Genomic DNA, 23504 nt, shown 5'->3' with positions numbered 1-23504 from the left:
AAAGAGTCAGTCTCATCCTTGAGGCTGGCTCTTTTTTATGATTCTTACATTCTTTCTTTCTCTTGAAAGTAAGTAATGTTATCTCGAAGCCACTTCCTCTCCGACATAAACAAGTTTCCACGTTTTTTGTACACTTTATCAAATATCTTTAAAACTTCTTCATGATTAGCAAACTTATGTAAGAAACGAAGAGCAATGATAATCTCTGCTTCATCCGTAGGCTCTACTTCATTTTTACGTCTTCTAGCAACAATTTTATTCACACGTTCGCAAATTGGTCTCATTGCCATTTCGTCGCCATACGTATAAATAGCTCGAACAGCTTCATATTTCACCATCACATTTCTATCCTGTAAAGCTTCAATATAAACTATTTGCAAGTCCGATCCCCCTATTTTTGCTAACACCTCAATAACAGTTGAACGAACATAGGCACTATTACTATATAAAAGCTTTGTTAACGGCAGAATCGATTGATTTGTTCCAATCTCAAGCAAGGTATAACAAATATTTGTAATCTCATCTTTATTTTCTTCAGTATCTAGCAACTTTAGTAAAGCACTCTCCGCTTCTAATGATTTACATAACTTTAAGGAAGAAACTGCCCAAAAACGAACACTATCGTTTTTATGGTAAATATACGGAATAATTTTATTTGTATCACTTACTTCTGGCAATGTATAAATATTACTAAGCAGTTCACTTAACAAAGTCGGGCTTTGTTCACATTCCAAACAATCTATAAGATAATCAGCAATATAGATTTCCTTCGTATTGATAGCGAGTTTCGTCATTACATAATACATATCTTTCTTCATAGCTATTTTTTTTGCTTTGGTTACCTTCTGCTGTAAATAAGGAAACGTTAATAGGTCATCTAGCTCTTTTGCTTCATCATAAGCACGATGCCTAACCTCTGTATCTTCATCAGCCATCCGCCTTAATAAACTATCTATATACCCTTCCATCTCATTCTCTCCCGTCCAAATTAAGTCTATCTCTTTGCATTCTATATACGATAGACTACTATATCAACAGAAAAAAGAGGATGCCACAGCATCCTCTCCTTCTCTTCTCTATTCCACACAAGTAAACTGCGTCCAAGCTCCTACATAATCTAGTAAGAATAACTCCTCTTCCGCAATTGTACCGACGATATTTTTCCGTTCATCTATCGGCATTTCTTTCAAGATGATTTGCAGTTCACCTTTATACTTTCCGAATGAGTTATTACCAATTACAACTTGCCCTCTTTCCTGTAGCACACTTTCGCGCACTGGGAAGTCATAGTCTTTGTACTTTTTACGCACTTCTGTAGAACGTACCATATATTCTGTTATGTCACCGCGCCTTACATGTAATTCTTGCAGCGTGGCTCTCTTTTCTACTTCAGTCGCTTCGTCTACAAAGTGTACCTTTAGCTGTAACATGTAGCGATTTAAGTTTCCTAGTTTCTCTAACTCTTCCTCACTCGCATAAGCATTTCCGATAATGACATCATCGATTAGCCCTGTTGCCCATAAATGCTTCGCTTGTACTTCAATTGGTAAATTACGATGCTCTTCTAACGTACATAATCCGTCGTTAATATCCCATGGACCGATGTTTGCGGCATGTGATGTAATAAAAGCTGCACTGCGAATACCATGCTTTTTAAAGCGTTCACTACAGCGAATGAAATAATCGTACGGAAGACCAGTGAATTTTTGCGGATAAAAATTATGGCAACCAATTAAAGCTGATTTATTCGCTTGATGCGAAAGAATATTTTCTAAGTACGCAATATCGTTACTTACATTTAACTCAATTTTTAAACCGTACGGATTATTCGTCATTTTCGCTTCCGTTAATCCGTCAAAACCTACATCTAAACGAATACCGTCTGCGCCTAACTCTGCGAAAAATGATAGATCGCTATAACTAATACCAAGCTGATCAAACACAGCCGGAGCTACATCTAAAATAACTTCCATATCGTTATCTTTCGCATGATTAATAATTTCTTTAAATTCAGCTACAATTTCTTCTTTCGGACGATTCACAGATAACAAACAAGTAAATATTCTTGAAAAACCGTGTCGTGCCGCTGCGGAAATATAAGCCATATCTTTTTCTTTCGTTGAATGTTCTGGATAAAGTGAAATTCCTAATTTACGCTCCATGCTTTTGCATCTCCTTCACACGTTGTATTAATGCCATGCTCGTAAATCTATATTTTGCAGATAAACACGTTGCACATAAAATTGTCGGTACAATAATTACGTACGGTGATTGCAATCCTAACATTACATATGCACCCATTGAACAACCGATAAATAAAACTGATACTAATAGTAACACTAATAAAGATTTACTTTGTACCCATTTCGAATAATGAGCAATACACTGTCCGACCACGAATGTAATTAAGATGATAATTGCTCCGAGCATTCTGTTTTCTCCTCTCCTGCTAATTGTTGTTTCTCATACATTTTGAAGAATGGATAGTAAATAACGAACGAGATAACAAAGTTAACAAGTACAAGTACACCAGCCATAATTGTCCAGTCCGTACTAATCACCGCTGCAATTGGTGCTAACATCGTAAATGGCAGTTTCGCCATCATAAGTGGAATCATACCTGAAACAACTGCGAAATATGATACCGTCGTTGTCACTAACGGTGTAATAACGAACGGAATAATTAAGATTGGGTTCATTACAATTGGTGCACCGAAAATAATTGGTTCGTTAATATTGAATAAGCCTGGCACGAATGATAATCTACCTAACTCTTTTAAGAACTTAGATTTAGAGAACATAAACATAATAACTAAAGCTAACGTTGATCCTGATCCACCAATCCATACGAACCATTGAATGAACTGCTCTGTAAATAAGTTTGGTAACTGATGTGCATTTCCTGTAGCCGTGAATACTTCCATATTTTCAAGAATTGCTGAATCCCACATCGGACGAATAATTGGTCCTAAAATCGCTGGTCCATGTATACCGAATGACCAGAAAAACACGATTAAGAATACTGTTAATAAACCACCGAATAAATTATTTCCTACTAATACTGATTTTAATGGTGCGATTAAATATGTGATTGTTGTATTCACATCAAATTTCAAACCGTAGCGAATGCCCCAGAATAAAAGAATAACTGCTAATGTTGGAATTAATGCTGCAAACGAATTTGAAACTGCTGGTGGTACACTATCTGGTAATTTAATCGAGATATTATGCTTAATCATAAAATGATAAATTTCTACTGCAATTAATGCTGTAACAATTGCGCCAAATAAAGACGTTGCACTTAATGTTCCTACTGAAATATATCTACCTGCATCAATAACACCTGGTACAGCTTTCGTAATTTGAATTGGCTCAACTGATGCTAGTAAAAAGGCGAGTACAGATAATAACCCTGCACTTAACTGATTGAGCTGATAAAAGTTCGCGAGCGAAGCCCCTACTCCAAATGCTGCGTATAATGCCATTAGTCCTACTGTAAATCGAAATGGAATATCTAGAATATGGCGAAACGGTGCAATCCATTCCATATATGCATCAATTGGTAAATTTAAAAAGATAACGAAAAATGATCCGACGATCGTTAACGGTAATGTAGAAATAACCCCGTTTCGAATTGCTAATAAATGTCGTTGTCCTGCAATTTTTTGCGTTGTTGGCATAATCTTTTGTTCCATAAAACTCATAAACCCATTCATCAATAGCCCTCCTCTTTCTCTCTACTATAAAAGAATGAAATAAACTTTATAACATTATAATGTTTATATTTAAAAAGATATAATTATGCTAAAACTAATTGTTCTGCTTGCTTAAGCACTTTCAAACCATCACACATACCATAATCTCGTTGGTCTATAATCGCAACTGGTATGTTGTATGAATTTGCAAGAAACTCTACAGCTGGAAATAAATATTTCACCTGTGGGCCAATTAAAACGACATCGGCTTCCTTAATTTCAAGCTTCACTAGTTCTGAATCAACCGCCTTAATTTTATAATTCTTCCCCTGTTTCTTTGCCTCTTCTTGCATTTTTCTTACGACCATACTCGTTGACATACCTGCTGCACAACATAATAAAATGTACATCTTATACGGTCACTTTCTCTTCTACTCGTTTATGAAGAGCAATAAATTCTTCAGCCAGTTCTTTCACTGTAATTGCATTCATTAAATGATCTTGTGCGTGCACTAACAGTAAACTAATTTCTGCATGATTTCCTCTTGCCTCTTCTTGAATTAAATCCGTTTGAATACGGTGCGCTGCTGAAATTTCCTCACTAGCAAGTTTCATCTTTTCACCGGCATTCCCGAAATCTCCTTGTCTTGCAAAAGCAATTGCTTCAAGCGCCGCGCTTCTCGCATTGCCACCATGTAAAATTAACGCAAATGGAGTTTGCATATCAGCCATTTTAAATTCCCCCAAGCTATATGTTTTCTATATTTTTATCTTATTATGAAAACGCATACAATTAAACATAAAAAACTTCCGTTATGTAACGGAAGTTTTTATATACTTTTTCAAAATGATAATAAAATCTCTTGAAAATCTTCAATTACCTCGGTCTGAGTAAGTTTCTCTATCGTAGTTTGACTAGACATAATATCATATAAAAAATCATAAAGCCTTTGCAAATCTTCATTATTATTGCGCTTTACACTAAATAAAATAATTACTTGTACTTTTTTATCTCCCCAATCAACAGCCTTTTCAAGTGTGCAAAACATCAAAAAAGTTTCCTCACTTAATAACTGCATCGGATGCGGGATTGCAACTGAATTCCCAACCGCTGTCGGAGACGTATTTTCTCTCTCCATAACAGAAGCATAAAAGTTTTTTGGTACATAGCGTTTCTCAGCAGCTTTTTCACATAAAAACTGAATAACATCCTCTTTCGTAGAAGCATTATGATTTAAAAAGATTAAATCTTCCTTAATATAAGGCTGCACACTAGTATTCACATGCGTAAACAACCGCTGACCAATCGATTTAATCTCTTTATCATCAAATATTGAATTCACTTTTATAACTGGAACAGGCAAGCCACTCGGTATATGAATCGTACTAATAATACAATCTATTTTTTCTTTATAAAGATCTTCTACTTTCAATTGATAATAGCCTGTAATACCTACAATCTCTAATTTATCTCGGAACTGTGATAAAATTTTATATTTTAATAGTTGTGCACTTCCTTGACCAGTCGCACAAACTAATAAGCATCTTTTCTTTTGATTTTGCTCCTGCAAACGGCTCATCGCTCCGCCGAAGTGAATTGCAATATAACCAATTTCACTTTCAGGGATCGATTCACCCGTATATTCACCAATGATATCTCCAACGAGAACAGCAATTTCAAAAGCATACGGATAATTCTTTTTCACTTCTGCCAAAAGAGGATTTCTCGTATTTAGCTTATACTTCAAACGATTTAATAACGTTTTTAAATGAATACCAAATCCAAATAATAATTCTTCATCATAATAAAAAATAAGATTCCGTTCTTCCGCTACTTTAAAAAGAATATGTTGCATAAATGCATATATATCTTTCCCTAATAGCTCTTCTACATTTTCATAGCGATCTCTCGTTGTAACAGCAGTACTTAATAAATGCATCGTCACATATAATACTTCTTCTTCTGGAAATGAAAATTTCAACTCTTTCTCTAAATCTCCTAAAATCTGCTTCGCAATTGTATATTCTTTCTTTAGTATAAGTTCTGATTGCTCCGCATGCAGTCCTTTTATATAATGTTGACTTTGACAACGCTTTAATGCGATTGCAATATGAATGACTAAATTATCAATTTCTATATCAGATAAATATATTGTTCCGCCTTCAATATACTTTAATATAATTGAACGAATGAGTGATATATGAGGTAGCGATAAATATGTCTCCGTCTGCTCAAATTGCTCATGAAACGGAGTATGATCATAACGCGGTAAACCATATTGTGATAAACAAGAACGAATATTAAATTCCTCTCCAACAATACGTATACCATAATACGGTCTCTTCTCAATTTGTAATTCATAGCAACCACATATATCTGTAACATCTTTCATAATTAAATTGACCGTTGATTTGCTCACATACATCTCTTCCGCTAATTCTGAAAGCTTCACATATCCCTCTGTCATTAAAACACGCTGCAGAATGTACGCTATTCTTTCTTCATAAGAAGTTGGGATCTTTTCCGTCTGTTTTTGAAATAGACTCACACAAAAGTCTTCAAATTTCTTCTTTTGTATAATTTCTAATTCGTACCCATTCCCTCTTTGCGATTCGATTTTCGCTCCGTTTTCTTCCAATATATCATTTAATAATTTTATATCCTTTTGAATCGTCTTCATTGATACATGTAAACGGCCTGCTAAAAAAGCTCGATTTAACATCGATTTCTCTTCTAAAAATTCCTCTAAAATAGAAATTAATCGCTGATGCACCTTTGTCATAGCTCTTCCTCTCGCTCTTTATATATAAAGGGGGAAAAGCTGCTGAAATCAGTAGTTTTTCCCCTTTATATTCTCTCTATTTCTTTAATGTAAATCCGAATTTATCCCATGCTTGTAAATAGTCTAGTAAGAAAATCTCTTCTTCTACAATTCGACCAACTACATTTGTTTTTCCTGTATTCACCATATCTTTTAATGCAATTTGTAATTCGCCTTTATACTGGCCATATTGTTCATTATCAATTAATAAATCTCCACGCTTAATTTCGCGCGTATTATGAGGTTTAAATTCTTCTTTTTTATATTTCACACGACTTTGTGTAGAACGAATCATATATTCAGATACATCTCCGCGATAAAAATGTGGTTCGTCTAATACGATAATTCTTTCTAGTTCTGTCGTTGTATCATATATTTCTATATCAAATGTTTGTTTCTCTTTATTTAATGCACCTAGTGCTTGTAATTCTTCTTCTGACGCATATGCGTTTGCAATAATAACATCATCAATTAATTCAGTCGCGAATAAATGCTTCGCCTGTGTTGTCATCGGTAATTCACGATGCTGCTCTAATGTACATAACCCTTCTGTTACTGGCCAAGGTCCGTATGTTGCATCAAATGATGAAATAAAAGCTGCCGTTCTCATACCGTAATCTTTAAATTGTTTCGAGCATTTAATGAAATGATCGTATGATAATCCTGAATAACGATGCGGATAAAAATTATGACAACCAATTAAATTTTCACGATTTGGTCTATGACTCATAATGTTATCTACATACTTCGTACCATTACTCATATTAATCTCAATTTTCAAACCATACGGATTATAAGTCATAATTGATTCTTCTAATCCTGAGAAACCGACATCTAAACGAATACCGTACGCACCTAATTCATGGAAGAATGATAAATCATTATACGAAATACCTAATTGTTCAAAAACAGATGGACTAATATCAACTAATACTTGGAACCCTAATGCATTCGCATGAGAGAGCGTTTCTTTAAATTCTTCTATAATTTTCTCTTTTTCTCCATCCACAGATAATAAACATGTGAACACACGTGTAAATCCATATTTACTTGCTAATGTTAAATACTCCTTATCTTTCTCTACTGTTGAATGTTCTGGATAAATAGAAATACCTAATCGTCTCATATGTACACGCCTCTTTCTTCATCATATTGTAAACCTTTTCAAATATATGTAGTGAAAAAGTATATATCCCCTTCTTGTTCACTACTCTTTTGAATCCGCTTTCTTTAAAGAAAAAACAATTTCTATCATTCTTAACACCTACAAGTCTATACATCTATACTTTACATCTTTTTTTCATAGTTGTGTAGCTTTTACACAAATTTGTCAGTTTTTCATCTTAAAAATTGTTATCCGTTTTCAAGACACCTTCCTTGACTGTTGCATTGGCCAATACATATACTCGAAAGAAAAGAGAAAATTTTATATAGGGGATGAATATATGGGAGAAGCAATACTCGTAAAACGAGAACCGTTATGGACGAAAGAGTTTGTTGCTTTAATTTTTGCAAACTTATGTATGTTTTTAGGGTTTCAAATGTTAATTCCAACCTTACCTGTTTATGTGAAAGAAATTGGTGGCACAAGTTCCAATATCGGATTTGTTGTCGGCATGTTTACCGTTGCGGCACTTTTTGTTAGACCGCTAACTGGGAACGCCTTGCAAAAATTCAATAAAAAAATCATTTTAATGATCGGCACTGCTATCTGTTTACTCGCTATGGGCAGTTACCTTTTCGCCTCAACTATCTTTCTCTTGCTTGCTGTTCGTATTTTACACGGAGCTGGTTTCGGTATTACAACGACTACATATGGAACTGTCGTTTCTGATTTAATTCCCTCAGCTCGCCGCGGAGAAGGCATGGGATATTTTGGCCTTTCTGGAACAATTGCAATGGCCCTCGGTCCACTTATCGGACTATGGCTTATGCAAACATATAACTTCACAATTCTTTTTTTATGTGCATTATCGTGCACAGTTGTTTCATTAATATTAACGAAACTACTTCAAATCCAAAAATCGAAACAGCCTCCACAACAATCATCTAGTACTTTTCTCGATGGATTTATTGAGCGTAAAGCTTTACTTCCTTCATTATTAATATTATGTATTACATTAATGTACGGAGGAATCGGAAGTTTTATCACTCTATTTGCTACAGAAGTCGGCATAGCTGATATTAGTCTCTTCTTTTTATGTAACGCACTAGCAATCGCTGTAACTCGTCCATTCTCTGGAAAGCTATATGATGCGAAAGGCCATACATTCGTCATCATTCCGGGAGTTATTATAACTTTTACAGGCATTATTTTATTGTCGTATACGACGACAATTCCGAGCTTAATTATTGCTGCAGCATGTTACGGAAGTGGTTTTGGAGCGATCCAACCTGCACTACAAGCATGGATGATTGACCGCGTAGCACCGCATCGACGCGGCGTAGCAACGGCTACATTCTTCTCCGCATTTGACCTTGGAATCGGCGCTGGAGCGATTATATTTGGATTTATTGCTCATTTTACAAACTATGCAACTGTATATCGTTACTCCTCTCTATTACTTATTGCTTTTCTCTTCATTTACATTACAAGCATAAGAAAACAAAAGCATGGCGATAAAAACACGGAAAAAGCTGCTGGATAATTCAGTGGCTTTTTTATCGTGTTAAAAGAATTATTTCCCCTCGTTTTGCTGTTATAAAACTACATGCATTTTCCTACATATTTTTTTAACTTTCATCAAAAAATATACGATGAACTCGCAGACGCTTTCCTTAATATTCGACTGAACAATATTATTCTAAAAAGTGTGATTTCTTTACAAAATTAAGATTTATACAAGATGAAAACCAATAGAACACAGCTGTTTCTTTAAGGGATTGTAAACTTTTCTTCTCTTTGTAAATTTAGTGTAAATTTTACTAGCAAACCGTTTACAGTGCCTCAAGGTTCAGTTAATAATTACATCGTACATGAAATTTAAGGAGTGGAATGCGTGGAATATAATGTTCAAGATATGATCTTCCAGTTCATTGGTGGATTAGGTATTTTCTTATTCGGGATTAAATACATGGGCGATGGACTGCAACAAGCAGCTGGAGATCGTCTTCGCGATATTCTAGATCGTTTTACAACAAACCCACTTATGGGTGTACTAGCAGGTATGTTAGTTACGGTATTAATCCAATCCAGTTCAGGAACAACTGCTTTAACAGTCGGACTTGTAAGTGCCGGATTTATGACATTAAGACAAGCAATCGGTGTTATTATGGGTGCAAACATCGGTACGACAGTTACTGCATTTATTATCGGAATTAAAATCGGAGAATATGCTCTCCCAGTTATGGCAATTGGAGCAATCTTACTATTCTTCTTTAAAAATAAAAAAGTACATTCTGTAGGTCAAGTTGTATTCGGTTTTGGTATGTTATTCTTCGGTTTAGAATTAATGAGTGCAGGTATGAAACCTCTTCGTTCTTTAGAATCATTCCAAGAATTAACAGTTAGCATGAGTGATAATCCAATTTTAGGAATTGTTGTCGGTACAGTCTTTACTTTAATTGTACAAAGCTCAAGTGCAACTATCGGTATTTTACAAGAACTATTTGGTCAAGGTGCAATCGATTTACAAGCAGCTCTTCCTGTATTATTCGGTGATAACATCGGTACAACAATTACAGCTGTATTAGCAGCAATCGGTACTTCTATTGCCGCAAGACGTGCAGCATTAGTTCATGTTATCTTTAATATTATCGGTACAATTATCTTTACAATTTTATTAGTACCATTTACAAGTTTAATTCAATATTTCCAAACATCATTAAACTTGAATCCAGAAATGACTATTGCATTTGCACACGGAACATTTAACGTAACAAATACAATCATTCAATTCCCGTTCATTGCAGTGTTAGCATGGATCGTAACAAAAATTATTCGTGGTGAAGATGCAGCGATTGACTTCAAACCACAACATTTAAATCCAATCTTTATTGAACAATCTCCAGCCATCGCTTTAACTGAAGCTCAAAAAGAGATTATCCGTATGGCTGAGTTCTCATTACATGGATTAAAAGAAGCAAATCAATTTTTAAATACACAAGACAAAAAACACGCAAACATGGCTACTCAATTAGAAGGAGCTATTAACAATTTAGATAAAAAAATTACCGAGTATTTAGTTTTACTATCAGAAAAGCCACTTTCACCTACGGATTCTGAAAAACATTCTGTTTTAGCAGGTGTTGTTGGAGATATTGAACGTGTCGGTGATCATGTAGAAAACCTTGTAGAACTTGTAGATTTCCAAATTTCAAACCGTGTTTCACTATCAGACGAAGCATTAGCTGAATTAAACGAAATGCTTGAGTTAACAATTTCAACACTGCAAGACTCAGTTGAAGCTTTAACAAACTTCGATACTGAACTAGCTCAAACTGTTATTGCCAAAGAACGCAAAATCGACCAAATGGAACGTGTTCTTCGTAAACGTCACGTATTACGTCTAAACGAACGCAGCTGTTCAGGTGATGCAAGTATCATCTTCGTCGATATGGTAAGTAACTTAGAGCGCATTGGCGATCACGCTGTAAATATCGCTGACGGTGTTTTAGGTGAACAAGGAAAAATCAATTTAAAACAATCATTATAATAAGAAAGAGACGCTAACGTAAGCGTCTCTTTCTTATTATATTTTAACAACTGTTCTTCCTTTTAACTTTCCTTGCAATATAAGTGTAAACTTCTCCTCTAATTCTTCTAATGTACATTCTCCTGTATAAGATCTTAACTCTTTATTACTCCATTCATTTGCTAAGAGCGTCCACACATCACTTCTCACATCTGCTGGACATTGCACAGAATCTATCCCTAAAAGGCTTATGCCTCGTAAAATAAACGGATATACCGTTGTTTGTAATTCCTGGCCTGCCACATTACCGCATGTCGTTACACAACCACCATACTTTACTGTTTTTAAAGCTGTTTCTAACATACGTCCACCTACAGTATCAATAACTCCGGCGTATATCCCTTTTAACATCGGTCTTCCTGATTCATCATTCAATTCCGCGCGATGAATCACTTTTTTCGCTCCTAGACGTAGTAGCATATCTTTCTCTTCCATTTTTCCTGTCGCTCCTACTACGTTAAACCCTAACTTACTTAATATACTAACAGCTACACTGCCTACGCCGCCTGTAGCACCCGTTACTAAAACATCTCCCATATTAGGCTTGATTCCTGCCCCAATAAGCTTATATACCGACAACGCCGCAGTAAAACCTGCTGTCCCGTACATCATACTTTCCTTTAATGACATTCCTTCTGGTAAAGGCACGACCCAAGATGATGGCACGCGAATATATTCTCCGAAACCACCAGAGGTATTCATACCTAAGTCATATCCCGTTACAATAACTTGATCTCCTGCTTTAATGGTAGCATCTTCACTACTCACAACTACTCCTGCAGCATCAATTCCTGGCGTATGAGGATATGTTCTCGTAACACCTTTATTACCAGTAGCTGAAAGAGCATCTTTATAATTTAATGAAGAATAATGAACTTGTATGAATACGTCTCCCTCAGGTAAACTACTTACTTCTCTCTCAACAACTTTTCTTACAAACTGATGATTTTCCTTTTCGTTCACAACGATTGCTCGGAATGATGTATGATGCATTATGCTCTCTCCTTTATCCGTCAAATTCTTCTTTATTATATAGAAGAAATAAGTAAGCTTACTCATTTCTTCTTGGCTATATTTCAACAAATCTTACTTCCCTATCACTTTCTCATAATATATATTTTCATTTCTACTAAAAGCCCTTATACTTATTCTACATCTGACAAATAATATATAGAAAATCTGACTTTTTATAAATATATTGAATTTTTACGAAATGTAAATGTTTTGTAATGTTTTTTTTCGCTAAATTTCATTATAATAAGTGGATATGAGTGTCGTATTTCAATCCAAATGAAGGAGTACAGGAAATGGAGCAAAACCCATCTTTGCAAGAAAATACACGCAATAAACCGAAAAAAAATAAGAAAAAAATAAAAATTATTATAAGCGCTATACTATTCGTTTTATTAATAGGCGGCGGTTATACTTGGTTTTTAGTAAATAAAGCATCTTCTGCTGTTCGAAATGCCGCACACGATTTAGCACGCGGTGATAAATCTGATTTACGTGATAAGGCTGTAAAACCTATTACAAACAATGTCTCTGTTTTAATAATGGGTGTCGATGAAAGCGATGTCCGTGGAAAAGAATATGGTGAAGCTATAAGAACAGACGCGCTTTTACTTGCAACATTTAATAAAGATAGCAAAACTGTTAAACTATTAAGTATCCCACGTGACACATATACTTATATTCCAATAGAAAAGAAAAAAGATAAAATTACACACGCTCATGCATTCGGTTCTGCTAAAAACGGAAAAAATGGTGGACCACAAGCAAGCATTGATGCAGTTGAAAAATTAATGAATGTTCCTGTCGATTATTTTGTAAAATTCAACTTTAAATCATTTATAAAAATCGTCGATGACTTGGGCGGTGTTGAAGTTGATGTACCAGTTGAATTTACTGAGCAAGATAGCAATGATAATGCTGAGGCTATTCATCTAGAAAAAGGTGTTCAAAAGCTAAATGGCGAAGAAGCTCTTGCTCTTGCTAGAACAAGGCACATCGATAGTGATGCAATGCGTGGACAACGTCAACAACTCGTTATCGAGGCTATTTTAAAGAAACTAACAAGTGTTGGTTCTGTAACAAAAGTTGGCAACATCATTGATGATATTAACGGACAATTCGTTACAAACTTAACATTTGATGATATGCTTTCATTCTATAAATATGGATCGGATTCGGAAATTGAGAAATTACAAATCCAAGGTGATGATTGCTACATGGCAAAAGGTGACGATACTTGTAGCAAATCTGCTGGTGGTGGTCGAACTTACTACTACAATCCAGATAAAAAAGAATTAGCTAATGTTACAAATGAACTTCGTACTCATCTTGGGCTACCTGCATATACAAAGTCTGACTCAAACTCTGATTCAAAAAAGACAAAAGAATCTAAGTCTGAAAATTCAAGTGAACGCGAATCAAATAACAATGAAGTGAAAAATAAGAACAAAAATAGCAGTGAAGATACAGAAACATCGTCTAATGACAATGAATAATATAGAAGCGGTTCTCTATGGAGGTAGAGAACCGCTTCTTTTTATTCTTCCAAATATAAAAATCAGAACTTTCTAACTATCTTTTTTAATATTTTTAAATTATAATAAATAGTAGCAATCTATTCCAATTATCAGGGGGCTCATACATATGAAAGCTGCAGTAAAACATAACATCTCAGATTTTAAAGACTACTTAAAATCTAACGATATATACATGGAAGAAAATATAGATGAAAATGATGGCTCTGTTCATTTTTCAGTAGGATTAGAGACTGAAGCTGGCGCAAAGATTCAACTTATCGCTGCTTTCCAAAACGAACATCCTACGGTGGATATATACTGCTTCAATGTTGCTCACGTGCCTGATGCAACATCAACAAATGATATTTTACATGTCATCAATGAATTAAATACATCTTATCGCTTTGCAAAATTCACATTAAATAAGCAAAATGCAATTGATATTTCAACATCTCTTGCATTCTCAGAACCAAACTTTAATCCAGCACTTGTCTTTGAACATACGAGAATGCTATATAAATTAGCAAATGACGAATATAAAAACTTAATGAAAGTTATTTGGGCATAAAGTAAAACTATAATCCGTTAGGTTTACGGGCAATAAATAAAAGGATGGGCTGTAAGCAGCACCATCCTTTTATTTTGATATCATATCGATCCACATTTTAACAGCAGTGCCTACAATTAAAGTGGACAATACATATTGCAGTACTTTTTGATTTAGCCTCTTCCCGACTCGTGCTCCAAGTGGCGCAGCAAATATACTGGCAACCGCAATAATTAGAGCTGGAATGATAACTACTTGCCCAGTAACCATTTTTCCTGTAGTAATCCCTATTGAGGAAATAAACGTAATAGCGATAGATGTTGCGATCGTCATGCGCAGTGGTAATTTTAAAATAACTAGCATAATGGGAACTAAAAGGAACGAACCTCCAGCTCCTATAATGCCTGAAGCTCCCCCTACAACGAACGCTAACAAGCTTGCTAACCATTTATTATACTTCACATCTCCACTATTATTTTGTTTCGGTACAAACATCATAATAGCTGCAATTGTAGCTAATGCTGCATAAACAACATTGACTGTATGTTCCTCTAATATGTTAGCACCGAAACTCCCTATGAAGCTTCCTATTAATATACTAGCTCCCATATACATAACTAACGTTTTATTCATGTCATTACTTTTCCGGTATGCCCAAGCGCCTGCAAAAGTTGCAAAGAATACTTGTACCGCTGTAATACCGCTCACTTCATGTGATGTATAGCCAGAAAATCCCAGCAATACCGGAATGTATAAGATCATCGGATAATTAATAATCGCACCGCCAATTCCAACCATTCCTGATATAAACGATCCTATAAATCCAATTATAAAAAGTAATACGACTAAGCTCATCTTACATCCCCTCCCTTCTAGAAAGAAGATGAATTAAATGAATAAGTTTACATTCCCATCCGAAGCATCTGCTAAATAAGCTCCTACTCCTGCAAACTCTACCCCTTCCATAATCTCTTCCTCTTTTAACCCTAATAAATCTACTGTCATTTGACAAGCGACAAGTTTAATCCCCTGTTCTTTCGCCAAATCGATTAAATCTGGTAAAGGCATCGCATTATGTTTTTTCATAATACCTTTAATCATCTTTGGTCCCATACCTGCAAAATTCATTTTTGATAATCCCATCTTATCCGCACCGCGTGGCATCATTTTTCCAAACACTTTTTCTATAAAAGTTTTCTTTACCTTCACATGCTCATCTTTCCTTAAAGCATTTAATCCCCAAAAAGTATGAAAAATAGTTACCTCTTGATCATACGCCGCTGCACCATTTGCAATAATATAAGCAGCCATTGCTTTATCATAATCTCCGCTAAATAAAACGATTGTTGTTTTCTTCTGTTGTTCCATGTTGTTCTCCCTCCGATTACCTATAGGGGTATTTTATCATTTATAAAAAGGCTCAAATCATGTATCTCTGTACTATACGACTTTACCTTCCCATGCTAACATACCACCTACCATATTAATTGCTTGAAAACCGTAGCTCTCTAAAAACTGAACTGCTCGTGCACTTCTTCCGCCAGAACGACAAACGATAATATACTCTTTCTTTTTATCCAACTCATGCATACGAAACTCTAATAGTCCTAGTGGAATATTACACGCTTCTGGAATTTTCCCTTCGGCTACTTCTTCTACTTCACGTACGTCCACGATATTTACTGCTTCTTTACGTAACAATTTTTCTTCCAATTCTTTTACTGTCATTTCTTTCATTTTAAATTCCCTCCTCACAAACCATTCATACCGCCTGAAACATTGATAACGTGCTGAAATCCTAATTTCTTTAATACCTTTGCTGCTTGCTTACTTCTCATTCCACTTTGGCAAATAACGATTACTTCCTTATTCTTATCTAATTGATTCGCCTTACTTGCTAGATCATTTAGGGGGATATTTTGAAAGCCTTTCATATGATTCCCTCTATATTCACCTACTGTACGGACATCAATAAAATACTTCCCCTTTTTCCCCACTATACTTTTCAATTCTTTGCCATTTATATTTTGAACACCTTTCACTGGTAAAAATCGTGAAATAACAAACCATGCAGCAAGTACAATGAAAAGCGTACTTAATATTGTGTTCATATAACCAACCTCTCTATATTTACAAAACTATTGCTTCACTACGCCTTCCTAATCCAAAACTTCAGCACATCGCCTTCTTCTTCAAGCTTTACGATGTCATGGCCACATTTATTTGCCCACGCTGGAATATCCTTAACTGACCCTTTATCCGTTACATGTATTTCTAACACTTCTCCAGTTTGTAGAGCATCCATTGCTCTCTTTGTTCTTACAATCGGCATTGGACATGCTAAACCTTTCGCATCTAACACTTGTTTTATATTCATCATCAATTCCTCCATTTTTTATTTATTTCATTATTCGTGCACTGCACAACGATTTGGACCAATCTCCATTTCACGCTCTTTATCCACACTTGGGTGAATTTTACCCATATTGGTTTGACGAATTTCTTCATATGCATTTGGCTGAGGTGGTAAGTTTTCTGTTACAACTTTACGGAACTCTCCCTCATCCTCAATATTTAATCCTGCATTATGCTCAAATAAATCTTTTAATTTTGCACTAACGATACCACTTTCGTTCATTTCACTTATTTTTGAATAATGAGCCGGTAACACAACTAAATTTTGAGATAGCTCTTTATATCGGCTATACAAAGTATTACGTAAATCACTCACCCAATCTTCAGCCTTACCAGCAAGATCAGGACGCCCAATTGAATCTACAAATAAAATATCGCCTGATAATAAATAAGAATCATCTACAATGAATGACGTACTTCCAATCGTATGCCCTGGTGAGTATAATGCGTCAATTACAATTTTAGTACCCCCCACCGTAATAACAGATCCTTCAACAAGCGGTTCGTATGAGAAAACAACTTCCTCTGCATCTTTTGGTGGTAACCAATACGTACCACCTACCTTTTCCGCTAACTTACGTCCTCCGGAAATATGGTCTGCATGTAAATGTGTATCCATTACATTCGTAATCGTAACGCCATGCTCTTTCGCAAATTCTTCATATGCTTCAACTGTTCTTACTGCATCAATAACTGCTGCTTCACCATTTGAAACGACCATATAAGATAAACAGCCTTTTCCAAGGCGGTTAAACTGATACATACTTCCACCATTTTTTAAATCTCCAACTTTTATAGGCTTTACATATTCACTCCAAGCCTTCATGCCACCAGCTAAATAATAAATATTTTCTAATCCAGCCTCTGTTAATTGCTCTGCCACAAATATAGAAGACCCTTCTTTTGCACATACTACTAAAACATCTTTATCTTTAGGTAATTCACTTACAATATGATCTACACCATCTAACAAGTCAAAGTAAGGTCTATTAATAGAAGAAACTTGTTTCCCTTCAATTTTCCAATCTTCATAATCCGCCTCATTACGAACATCTAAAATGAATAACTCTCCGAATAACACTTTCTCTGCCACATCTTTTGCTTGTAACGGTTTAACACTCACTCTATTACCCCCATAGGTATATTTTTATTCAAAAAAATTTATTTCTCTATATTCCCTTGCCACTCTAACATACCTGGAATGACATTTTTCACATTTGAATAACCTTTCTCTTTCAACATTTGGCAAGCTATATCACTGCGATTACCAGTTCGGCAAATAACATAAATTTGCTTCATCTTATCTAATACTGCGCTGTCTAATTCACCTAATGGTACCGAAATGGCGGATGGAATATGACCAAAAGCAAATTCCGCTGCTTCGCGAACATCTAATACAATGCTCTCTTCTCCATGAGACAATATAGACTGTAATTCTGCATTCGTAATTGTATGTGGATATTTCACAATTTCATTCACTTCATGCTCGTTTGCTTTCCTAACATAATGCACCAATACATTATCCTCGTGTTTCGTCCCGATATATTGATGTCCTACTTTACCCGCCCAACTTTTTATATCTACCGTAGATCCTTTATCTGTTGCCTGAACTTCAATTACTTGCCCTGGTGCTAATCCTTCTATCGCCTTCTTCGTTTTCACAATCGGCATCGGACAAGCCAACCCTTTACAATCTAAACTCATATCCACTTTTATACTCATAATTGATTCCTCCACAACTTATATACATATACCTGTATGGGTATATTAAAATGTTTTTGAAAATCTGTCAACAATTATGTCTGACAGATTATCGGCTTTTTACAAGTAATTGAACAGCTTCTTTAATTAACTCTTCATTTGAAGCATTACCGCTTTCAAACTGCTCACGCAAACATTGCTCTAAATTTGTCCCAACAACAAGTCCAATTGTACGATCAAGTGCAGAACGAGATGCCGTTAACTGTGTAATAACCTCTCGGCAATCTTTTCCTTCTTCCATCATACGAAGTACACCACGAACTTGACCTTCAATACGTTTCAATCTATTTTTCATATCTTGATTATATTCCATTCTATAATCACCTCATTACCATTATGTCACTATTTATAACCTATGACAATATATTATACCCTATAGGGTATTTTGTAAACCCCTATTTTTAATATTTATCTTATATGTTCACAAAACAAGAAGTGAAACCTTAATATATAGGCTTTCATCTTCCACCAAATTTTGAAGTGGAAGATGAAAAAATATTAATATACAACACGTTCTGGTACTACTGTTCCGTATAATTTAAAGCCACCATCTAAGTTCTTTACCTTATATCCTTTTTCCATTAACATGCGCGCTGCAACATACCCTCTCATACCAAGTTGGCAAGTGATATATATTTCTTTGTCCATTGGCACTTCATCCAATCGATCACGTAATTCATCTAACGGAATATTAATAGAGTCTTTAATCATTCCCTGTTTTAGTTCATTAGGCTCTCGAACATCAATAAGATATCCACCATTTTTAACAATGTGATCTATTTCATGCCATTGCACTGTGTCCACAAAACCATCTACTATATTACTTGCCGCATACCCCACCATGTTTACTGGGTCTTTTGCAGAAGAATAGGGCGGGGCATATGATAATTCTAAATCCGGCAAATCGATTACAGTTAAGTTTGCCTTCATTGCCGTTGCAATAACATCAATACGCTTATCTACACCATCACGCCCTAACGCCTGCGCTCCATAAATTTTTCCGCTTTCTTTATTAAAAATTAATTTTATTAGCACAGGCGTAGCATTCGGATAATATCCCGCATGAGAATTTGCCTGTACATGTACTACCTCATAGGGTATATTTAGTCGTTTTAATATTTTCTCATTCACTCCAGTCGAAGCAACTGTTAAATCAAAAACTTTAGCCACAGAAGTTCCCATCGTACCTTTATATAAAGAATCCGTATGACCATGAATAATATCTGCTAACATGCGACCTTGACGATTAGCTGGCCACGCTAAAGGAATCATCGTTTCTATTTCTGTAACAAAATCTTTCACTTCAATCGCATCACCAATTGCATATACATGTGGATCTGATGTTTGAAATTTCTCATTTACCTTTATCGTTCCTCTAACTCCTAATGCTAATCCTGCATCTTTCGCTAAACTATTCTCTGGTTGTACACCAATTGCTAAAATAATCATATCTGTTTTTATAACTGAGCCACTTTTTAAACGTACAATAGCCCCGTCTTCTTCTAACGCATCTACACCATCTTCTAAAACAAGCACAACATTGTGATTTCTCATATGTTCATGTACGTATGCTGCCATTTCATAATCGATTGGTGGCATTACTTGATTCGCCATCTCTACAAGAGTAACATCAATTCCTCGCTCTCTTAAATTCTCAACCATTTCCACTCCAATAAATCCACCACCAATAATCATCGCATGACGTGGTTTCTTCTCATCAATATACGCTTTTATACGATCTGTATCAGGTACATTTCGTAACGTAAACAACGCCTTCGCTTCTTCAATGCCCGGAATAGGTGGAACAATTGGTTTCGCCCCTGGTGAAAGAATCAAAACATCATATTCCTCGTTATATATTTCATTTGTAGTTACATTCTTTATCGTAATTGTTTTCTCTTCTTTATTAATCTTTACCACTTCACTCAATACACGTATCTCTAAATTAAAACGCTTTGACATCCTTTCAACAGTTTGTACTAATAACTTTTGTCTTTCTGTAATAACACCGCCAATGTAGTATGGTAATCCACAATTTGCAAATGAAATGTATTCACCACGTTCAACCATAATAATTTCATCTTCCTCACTTAAACGACGAAGCCTTGCAGCTACTGATGCCCCGCCAGCAACTCCGCCTACTACAACTATTTTTCTGGACATATTTCAAACCTCCATGTTATTTATTATTTAATTTTTTCATGAATCACACAAAAACCTATACCTGTATGGGTATATAATAGGGTATAAAAAATTTAATTTCAATCAATATGTCTTTCTTTCACAAATTTGAAACAAAAAAGAACTTAGATATTTCCAAGTTCTTTTTCATATAGTTCTGTTCTATAACTTTCTTTACTATTACATCAATACCTAAAGATGGTGTAGTATGAGGGAATACTTGTTTTAGATAACTGAACTACACCTACATTTAAATTTCCAAACTCAATAGTTTCACTTGAAGTTGAATATATTTCGCTTAAAATTCTTAAATACCACAATCTAAGAAAATGACTCCAAATGGATTTACTATATTTATTCAGACCATCTTTTAATATTATTAAACACATTGTCTGTTATCCGATTTCCAAAATTCATATTTTTATTTCCTCTTGTATGAATGGCTATTATTTTGATACCTGTATCAAAATAATGATATACAGGTGATCCACTTTGCCCTTCATAAGTATCAATCTTGTATGTTAGTCTGCTAGGATTAACACCTTCAATTGGACCATAATCTCTCCACATTGTGTAACGTTCATTTCCTATTTTATCAGCTGGATATCCAGGAATCACCGCAAGTAAACCTTTTGGTGATTCTACATAGGTAGTTCTATATCCAAACCAACCCGTATAATCTCCTGGAGACCCATTTAATTTAATCGTTCCATAATCATAATTTGAATTTTCGTTATCAGTCCATCCACTTACCGAGTAAAGTTTTGTTCCTTTATAAGGTAAATACGGTGCTTGTCCTCCATTACGTCCTGGAGTTACAATAACATTTGTCGCCCATCCACCAATTTCTTTATTGTAAATACAATGTCCAGCTGTCAGCACTGTATCTTTACTAATTAGTGCTCCTGTACATCCATAAATTTCTCCACTATTATACTGAGTTGCTATATGGACTACAGCACTATACGGATATGAAGTTGTATCATTAACCCGTATTCGATCATCTATTCCTATAACAGAATAGGTAAGAATGTTAGGTGAATAATTTAACTTCGTATTTTCTAAGAAGGCTCCCCAATCTTCCCCACCATGTTTACGCCCTTCAAATGAAGGTGAAACAAGATCTTCTCCCCTTCGATCATTACTATACAAAGATTGTTCTTGAAAAAGTACACGTTCTCCCTCATTTGAAACTGATGTCCACGGTACATCTTCTGCATACACCTTCTGATTCACCAAAAATACTGTACAAAAAAAGATAAAAAGAACACCAAAACTATAAAGAGCCAACCTACATCTTATAGAAATAAAGCTATCCAACATAACTTACCTCCTATACAAATGATAGCGAACAATTGAAGATCCCTTTATAAATTCTAGTTTTTCTTTTTTTAGAAGTCAATGTAATTAATAATGATTATCATTATTAATTACATTGACTTAACAAAATCAAACAATGAGTCATATTCTTTACTCTGCGTTCAAAAACCTGTCTCATTAAAGTTTCACCATATTACATAAATCCATAACCTTTTTCACAATCAACTCCGCAGTATTCTCTCCCGGTGGCATTAACAAATTTGTAACTGTTCCATACACAATAGGACTTAATTCTACTTCATATCCGCCATATGCATATTCGTCTTTTGTCGGTAAATAACCAAGATATCCGTTCATATATCCACCAAAGAAAGCCAATTCATTTTGAAGGCTCTCTTTCATTGCTAAGGCAGTTTCTGAAAAAGGTTCCATCGGTATACCTGAAAACATACCATCATTAACTTGAAACAGTTGAACTTCTAAATCTATACGTAACTTCCGAATACCTTGCCTATATTTCTCTAATACGATAGCAACCCATTCATCCGTATTCACGCCCCACTGCTTCTCGGCTAATCGAGCCATGCTTCGTATCTCATCAATTTCAGGAATATCATTCAACTTCATTTGCATCATACTTGAAACTGTCCTTAAATTTAAAATTGGGCTATATGTAACTGCTGGCAACATCGTTAATATATGTCCACTAAGTATGTAAGCCATTTGTTTTAAGGCTTCACTTGAACCGCGATACTTCGCATTCACATTTCCAGCGGCACCTTGAACGATAATAACAGGGCAGTTCACTATCTGCTCTAGAATCTCTCTCGTTATTCCAGGATAATCTGCTGATAATTCATCGCTATCACCTTTTAAAACATTCGGATGCGCCGTACAAAATACTATAATCCCAGATAGCTCCTTCGTTTCAGCATCTCTTATTGCCAACATGCCAATTCGCTTATCTACAACACCTTCTATATTTGTTCCCATCTTTGCTTTTCCATCAGATGTTCTCTCTCGTCGGTTTACACCAATATCACCTGTCGTAACACCCCATCCAACTTCGCATCGCTTTAAATTGTTATTTGCAGTAACAGCACCATGTACTACATTATTTACTAAAATCATTTTATACGACTGCACTAGCGGATCATCACCGACTGTCTCTGGACCGGAATGCGTATGAGTATAAACAACAGTTATTCGCTCAACTGGCACATGAACCTCACTCGCTACTCGTTCACGAATCATATTCGTATCTTCTACTAACATACCGATATTATCAATGCTTATAAACACAGTCTTCATTTCATCTTTTTCAAATACAAAAACTGTCCCGTAAATACGTTCTTCAACATTATTTATGCCTGCCTCTCTATGATATCCGACAAAATCAATACCTACAGGCGGCGTAATATCAACCTTACATACCCCTATTTTGCTCATTTGAATCGCTCCATTTCTCTATGTAACTCCCTTTTTTAAAGAATAGCATATTTGACCTTGTTCCAAATAAAAAAGAACGGACACAGTATCCT

Annotated in this window: 24 protein-coding genes; 4 read left to right on the top strand and 20 right to left on the bottom strand. The window is 35.2% G+C overall.

What is annotated here, in order from left to right:
- Positions 1–44: 44 nt before the first annotated feature.
- The 8 genes from AC22L0_RS00405 to AC22L0_RS00370 form a co-directional block, all read right to left on the bottom strand.
- A complete protein-coding gene (locus tag AC22L0_RS00405) occupies positions 45–968 on the bottom strand; it encodes a HEAT repeat domain-containing protein (RefSeq protein WP_087966326.1) in 924 nt (307 codons plus the stop codon).
- Between the two features lie 108 nt (positions 969–1076).
- Positions 1077–2162 carry a DUF871 domain-containing protein gene (locus AC22L0_RS00400; protein WP_061654740.1) on the bottom strand — a complete coding sequence of 362 codons (1086 nt, stop codon included), beginning with the start codon at positions 2160–2162 and terminating at the stop codon, positions 1077–1079.
- Positions 2152–2430 (bottom strand): hypothetical protein, encoded by a 279-nt coding sequence (locus AC22L0_RS00395; RefSeq protein ID WP_000900048.1) that lies wholly within the window; start codon positions 2428–2430, stop codon positions 2152–2154. The genes AC22L0_RS00400 and AC22L0_RS00395 overlap by 11 nt, the downstream gene beginning before the upstream one ends.
- A complete protein-coding gene (locus tag AC22L0_RS00390; protein ID WP_001013053.1) occupies positions 2406–3716 on the bottom strand; it encodes a PTS sugar transporter subunit IIC in 1311 nt (436 codons plus the stop codon). Before AC22L0_RS00390 ends, AC22L0_RS00395 begins: the two co-directional genes overlap by 25 nt.
- A gap of 83 nt (positions 3717–3799) precedes the next feature.
- Positions 3800–4105: a PTS sugar transporter subunit IIB gene (locus AC22L0_RS00385; RefSeq protein ID WP_000275642.1), complete on the bottom strand. Its 306-nt coding sequence runs from the start codon at positions 4103–4105 to the stop codon at positions 3800–3802.
- A gap of 1 nt (position 4106) precedes the next feature.
- On the bottom strand, positions 4107–4427 hold the full coding sequence (locus tag AC22L0_RS00380) for a PTS lactose/cellobiose transporter subunit IIA (RefSeq protein ID WP_000774631.1): 321 nt from the start codon (positions 4425–4427) through the stop codon (positions 4107–4109).
- A gap of 110 nt (positions 4428–4537) precedes the next feature.
- Positions 4538–6478, bottom strand: coding sequence for a BglG family transcription antiterminator (locus AC22L0_RS00375; RefSeq protein ID WP_087966328.1), 1941 nt, complete (start codon positions 6476–6478; stop codon positions 4538–4540).
- A 76-nt stretch (positions 6479–6554) separates the two neighbouring features.
- Positions 6555–7643 (bottom strand): DUF871 domain-containing protein, encoded by a 1089-nt coding sequence (locus AC22L0_RS00370; RefSeq protein WP_087966330.1) that lies wholly within the window; start codon positions 7641–7643, stop codon positions 6555–6557.
- 319 nt (positions 7644–7962) lie between these two features.
- On the opposite strand from AC22L0_RS00370, the gene AC22L0_RS00365 reads away from it, so the two are divergent.
- Together AC22L0_RS00365 and AC22L0_RS00360 are read left to right on the top strand one after the other, a co-directional pair.
- Positions 7963–9165 carry an MFS transporter gene (locus tag AC22L0_RS00365; RefSeq protein WP_000503243.1) on the top strand — a complete coding sequence of 401 codons (1203 nt, stop codon included), beginning with the start codon at positions 7963–7965 and terminating at the stop codon, positions 9163–9165.
- Positions 9166–9516: 351 nt separating this feature from the next.
- Entirely contained in the window at positions 9517–11172 is a 1656-nt protein-coding gene (locus AC22L0_RS00360; RefSeq protein ID WP_000456270.1) for a Na/Pi cotransporter family protein, read from the top strand.
- Positions 11173–11208: 36 nt separating this feature from the next.
- Here the strand turns inward: AC22L0_RS00360 and AC22L0_RS00355 are convergent, their stop codons facing one another.
- Positions 11209–12204 carry a YhdH/YhfP family quinone oxidoreductase gene (locus AC22L0_RS00355; protein WP_087966332.1) on the bottom strand — a complete coding sequence of 332 codons (996 nt, stop codon included), beginning with the start codon at positions 12202–12204 and terminating at the stop codon, positions 11209–11211.
- A 314-nt stretch (positions 12205–12518) separates the two neighbouring features.
- Here AC22L0_RS00355 and AC22L0_RS00350 point away from each other — a divergent pair, with 314 nt between their 5' ends.
- Together AC22L0_RS00350 and AC22L0_RS00345 are read left to right on the top strand one after the other, a co-directional pair.
- A complete protein-coding gene (locus tag AC22L0_RS00350) occupies positions 12519–13718 on the top strand; it encodes an LCP family protein (RefSeq protein ID WP_000437392.1) in 1200 nt (399 codons plus the stop codon).
- Positions 13719–13866: 148 nt separating this feature from the next.
- Positions 13867–14307, top strand: a complete 441-nt coding sequence (locus tag AC22L0_RS00345; protein WP_000642362.1) for a hypothetical protein — start codon at positions 13867–13869, stop codon at positions 14305–14307.
- A 69-nt stretch (positions 14308–14376) separates the two neighbouring features.
- Here AC22L0_RS00345 and AC22L0_RS00340 read toward each other — a convergent pair whose 3' ends face one another.
- The 11 genes from AC22L0_RS00340 to AC22L0_RS00290 all read right to left on the bottom strand — a co-directional run bounded on the left by AC22L0_RS00340 (position 14377) and on the right by AC22L0_RS00290 (position 23412).
- Complete coding sequence (locus AC22L0_RS00340; protein ID WP_000060715.1) at positions 14377–15141, bottom strand: sulfite exporter TauE/SafE family protein; 765 nt, start codon at positions 15139–15141, stop codon at positions 14377–14379.
- A 33-nt stretch (positions 15142–15174) separates the two neighbouring features.
- Positions 15175–15654 carry a DsrE/DsrF/DrsH-like family protein gene (locus tag AC22L0_RS00335; protein ID WP_000437728.1) on the bottom strand — a complete coding sequence of 160 codons (480 nt, stop codon included), beginning with the start codon at positions 15652–15654 and terminating at the stop codon, positions 15175–15177.
- A 72-nt stretch (positions 15655–15726) separates the two neighbouring features.
- The gene (locus tag AC22L0_RS00330; RefSeq protein WP_000661816.1) at positions 15727–16023 is read right to left on the bottom strand and encodes a rhodanese-like domain-containing protein; all 297 of its coding nucleotides are present in this window, start codon (positions 16021–16023) and stop codon (positions 15727–15729) included.
- 14 nt (positions 16024–16037) lie between these two features.
- A complete protein-coding gene (locus AC22L0_RS00325) occupies positions 16038–16397 on the bottom strand; it encodes a rhodanese-like domain-containing protein (protein ID WP_001092317.1) in 360 nt (119 codons plus the stop codon).
- A gap of 38 nt (positions 16398–16435) precedes the next feature.
- Complete coding sequence (locus AC22L0_RS00320) at positions 16436–16666, bottom strand: sulfurtransferase TusA family protein (RefSeq protein WP_002093886.1); 231 nt, start codon at positions 16664–16666, stop codon at positions 16436–16438.
- Positions 16667–16693: 27 nt separating this feature from the next.
- Complete coding sequence (locus AC22L0_RS00315; protein WP_000114056.1) at positions 16694–17824, bottom strand: MBL fold metallo-hydrolase; 1131 nt, start codon at positions 17822–17824, stop codon at positions 16694–16696.
- Between the two features lie 38 nt (positions 17825–17862).
- Positions 17863–18423: a sulfurtransferase TusA family protein gene (locus AC22L0_RS00310; protein ID WP_087966336.1), complete on the bottom strand. Its 561-nt coding sequence runs from the start codon at positions 18421–18423 to the stop codon at positions 17863–17865.
- 88 nt (positions 18424–18511) lie between these two features.
- Positions 18512–18775: a metal-sensitive transcriptional regulator gene (locus tag AC22L0_RS00305; RefSeq protein WP_000456205.1), complete on the bottom strand. Its 264-nt coding sequence runs from the start codon at positions 18773–18775 to the stop codon at positions 18512–18514.
- A 185-nt stretch (positions 18776–18960) separates the two neighbouring features.
- A complete protein-coding gene (cdr, locus tag AC22L0_RS00300; RefSeq protein WP_487272080.1) occupies positions 18961–20625 on the bottom strand; it encodes a CoA-disulfide reductase in 1665 nt (554 codons plus the stop codon).
- A 372-nt stretch (positions 20626–20997) separates the two neighbouring features.
- Complete coding sequence (locus tag AC22L0_RS00295) at positions 20998–21966, bottom strand: trypsin-like serine peptidase (protein ID WP_000887279.1); 969 nt, start codon at positions 21964–21966, stop codon at positions 20998–21000.
- A gap of 174 nt (positions 21967–22140) precedes the next feature.
- On the bottom strand, positions 22141–23412 hold the full coding sequence (locus AC22L0_RS00290) for a neutral/alkaline non-lysosomal ceramidase N-terminal domain-containing protein (RefSeq protein WP_000034536.1): 1272 nt from the start codon (positions 23410–23412) through the stop codon (positions 22141–22143).
- Positions 23413–23504: the final 92 nt, after the last annotated feature.

Source organism: Bacillus sp. LQ01, assembly GCF_057624735.1.
This window is presented reverse-complemented; position numbering and strand designations above follow the sequence as displayed.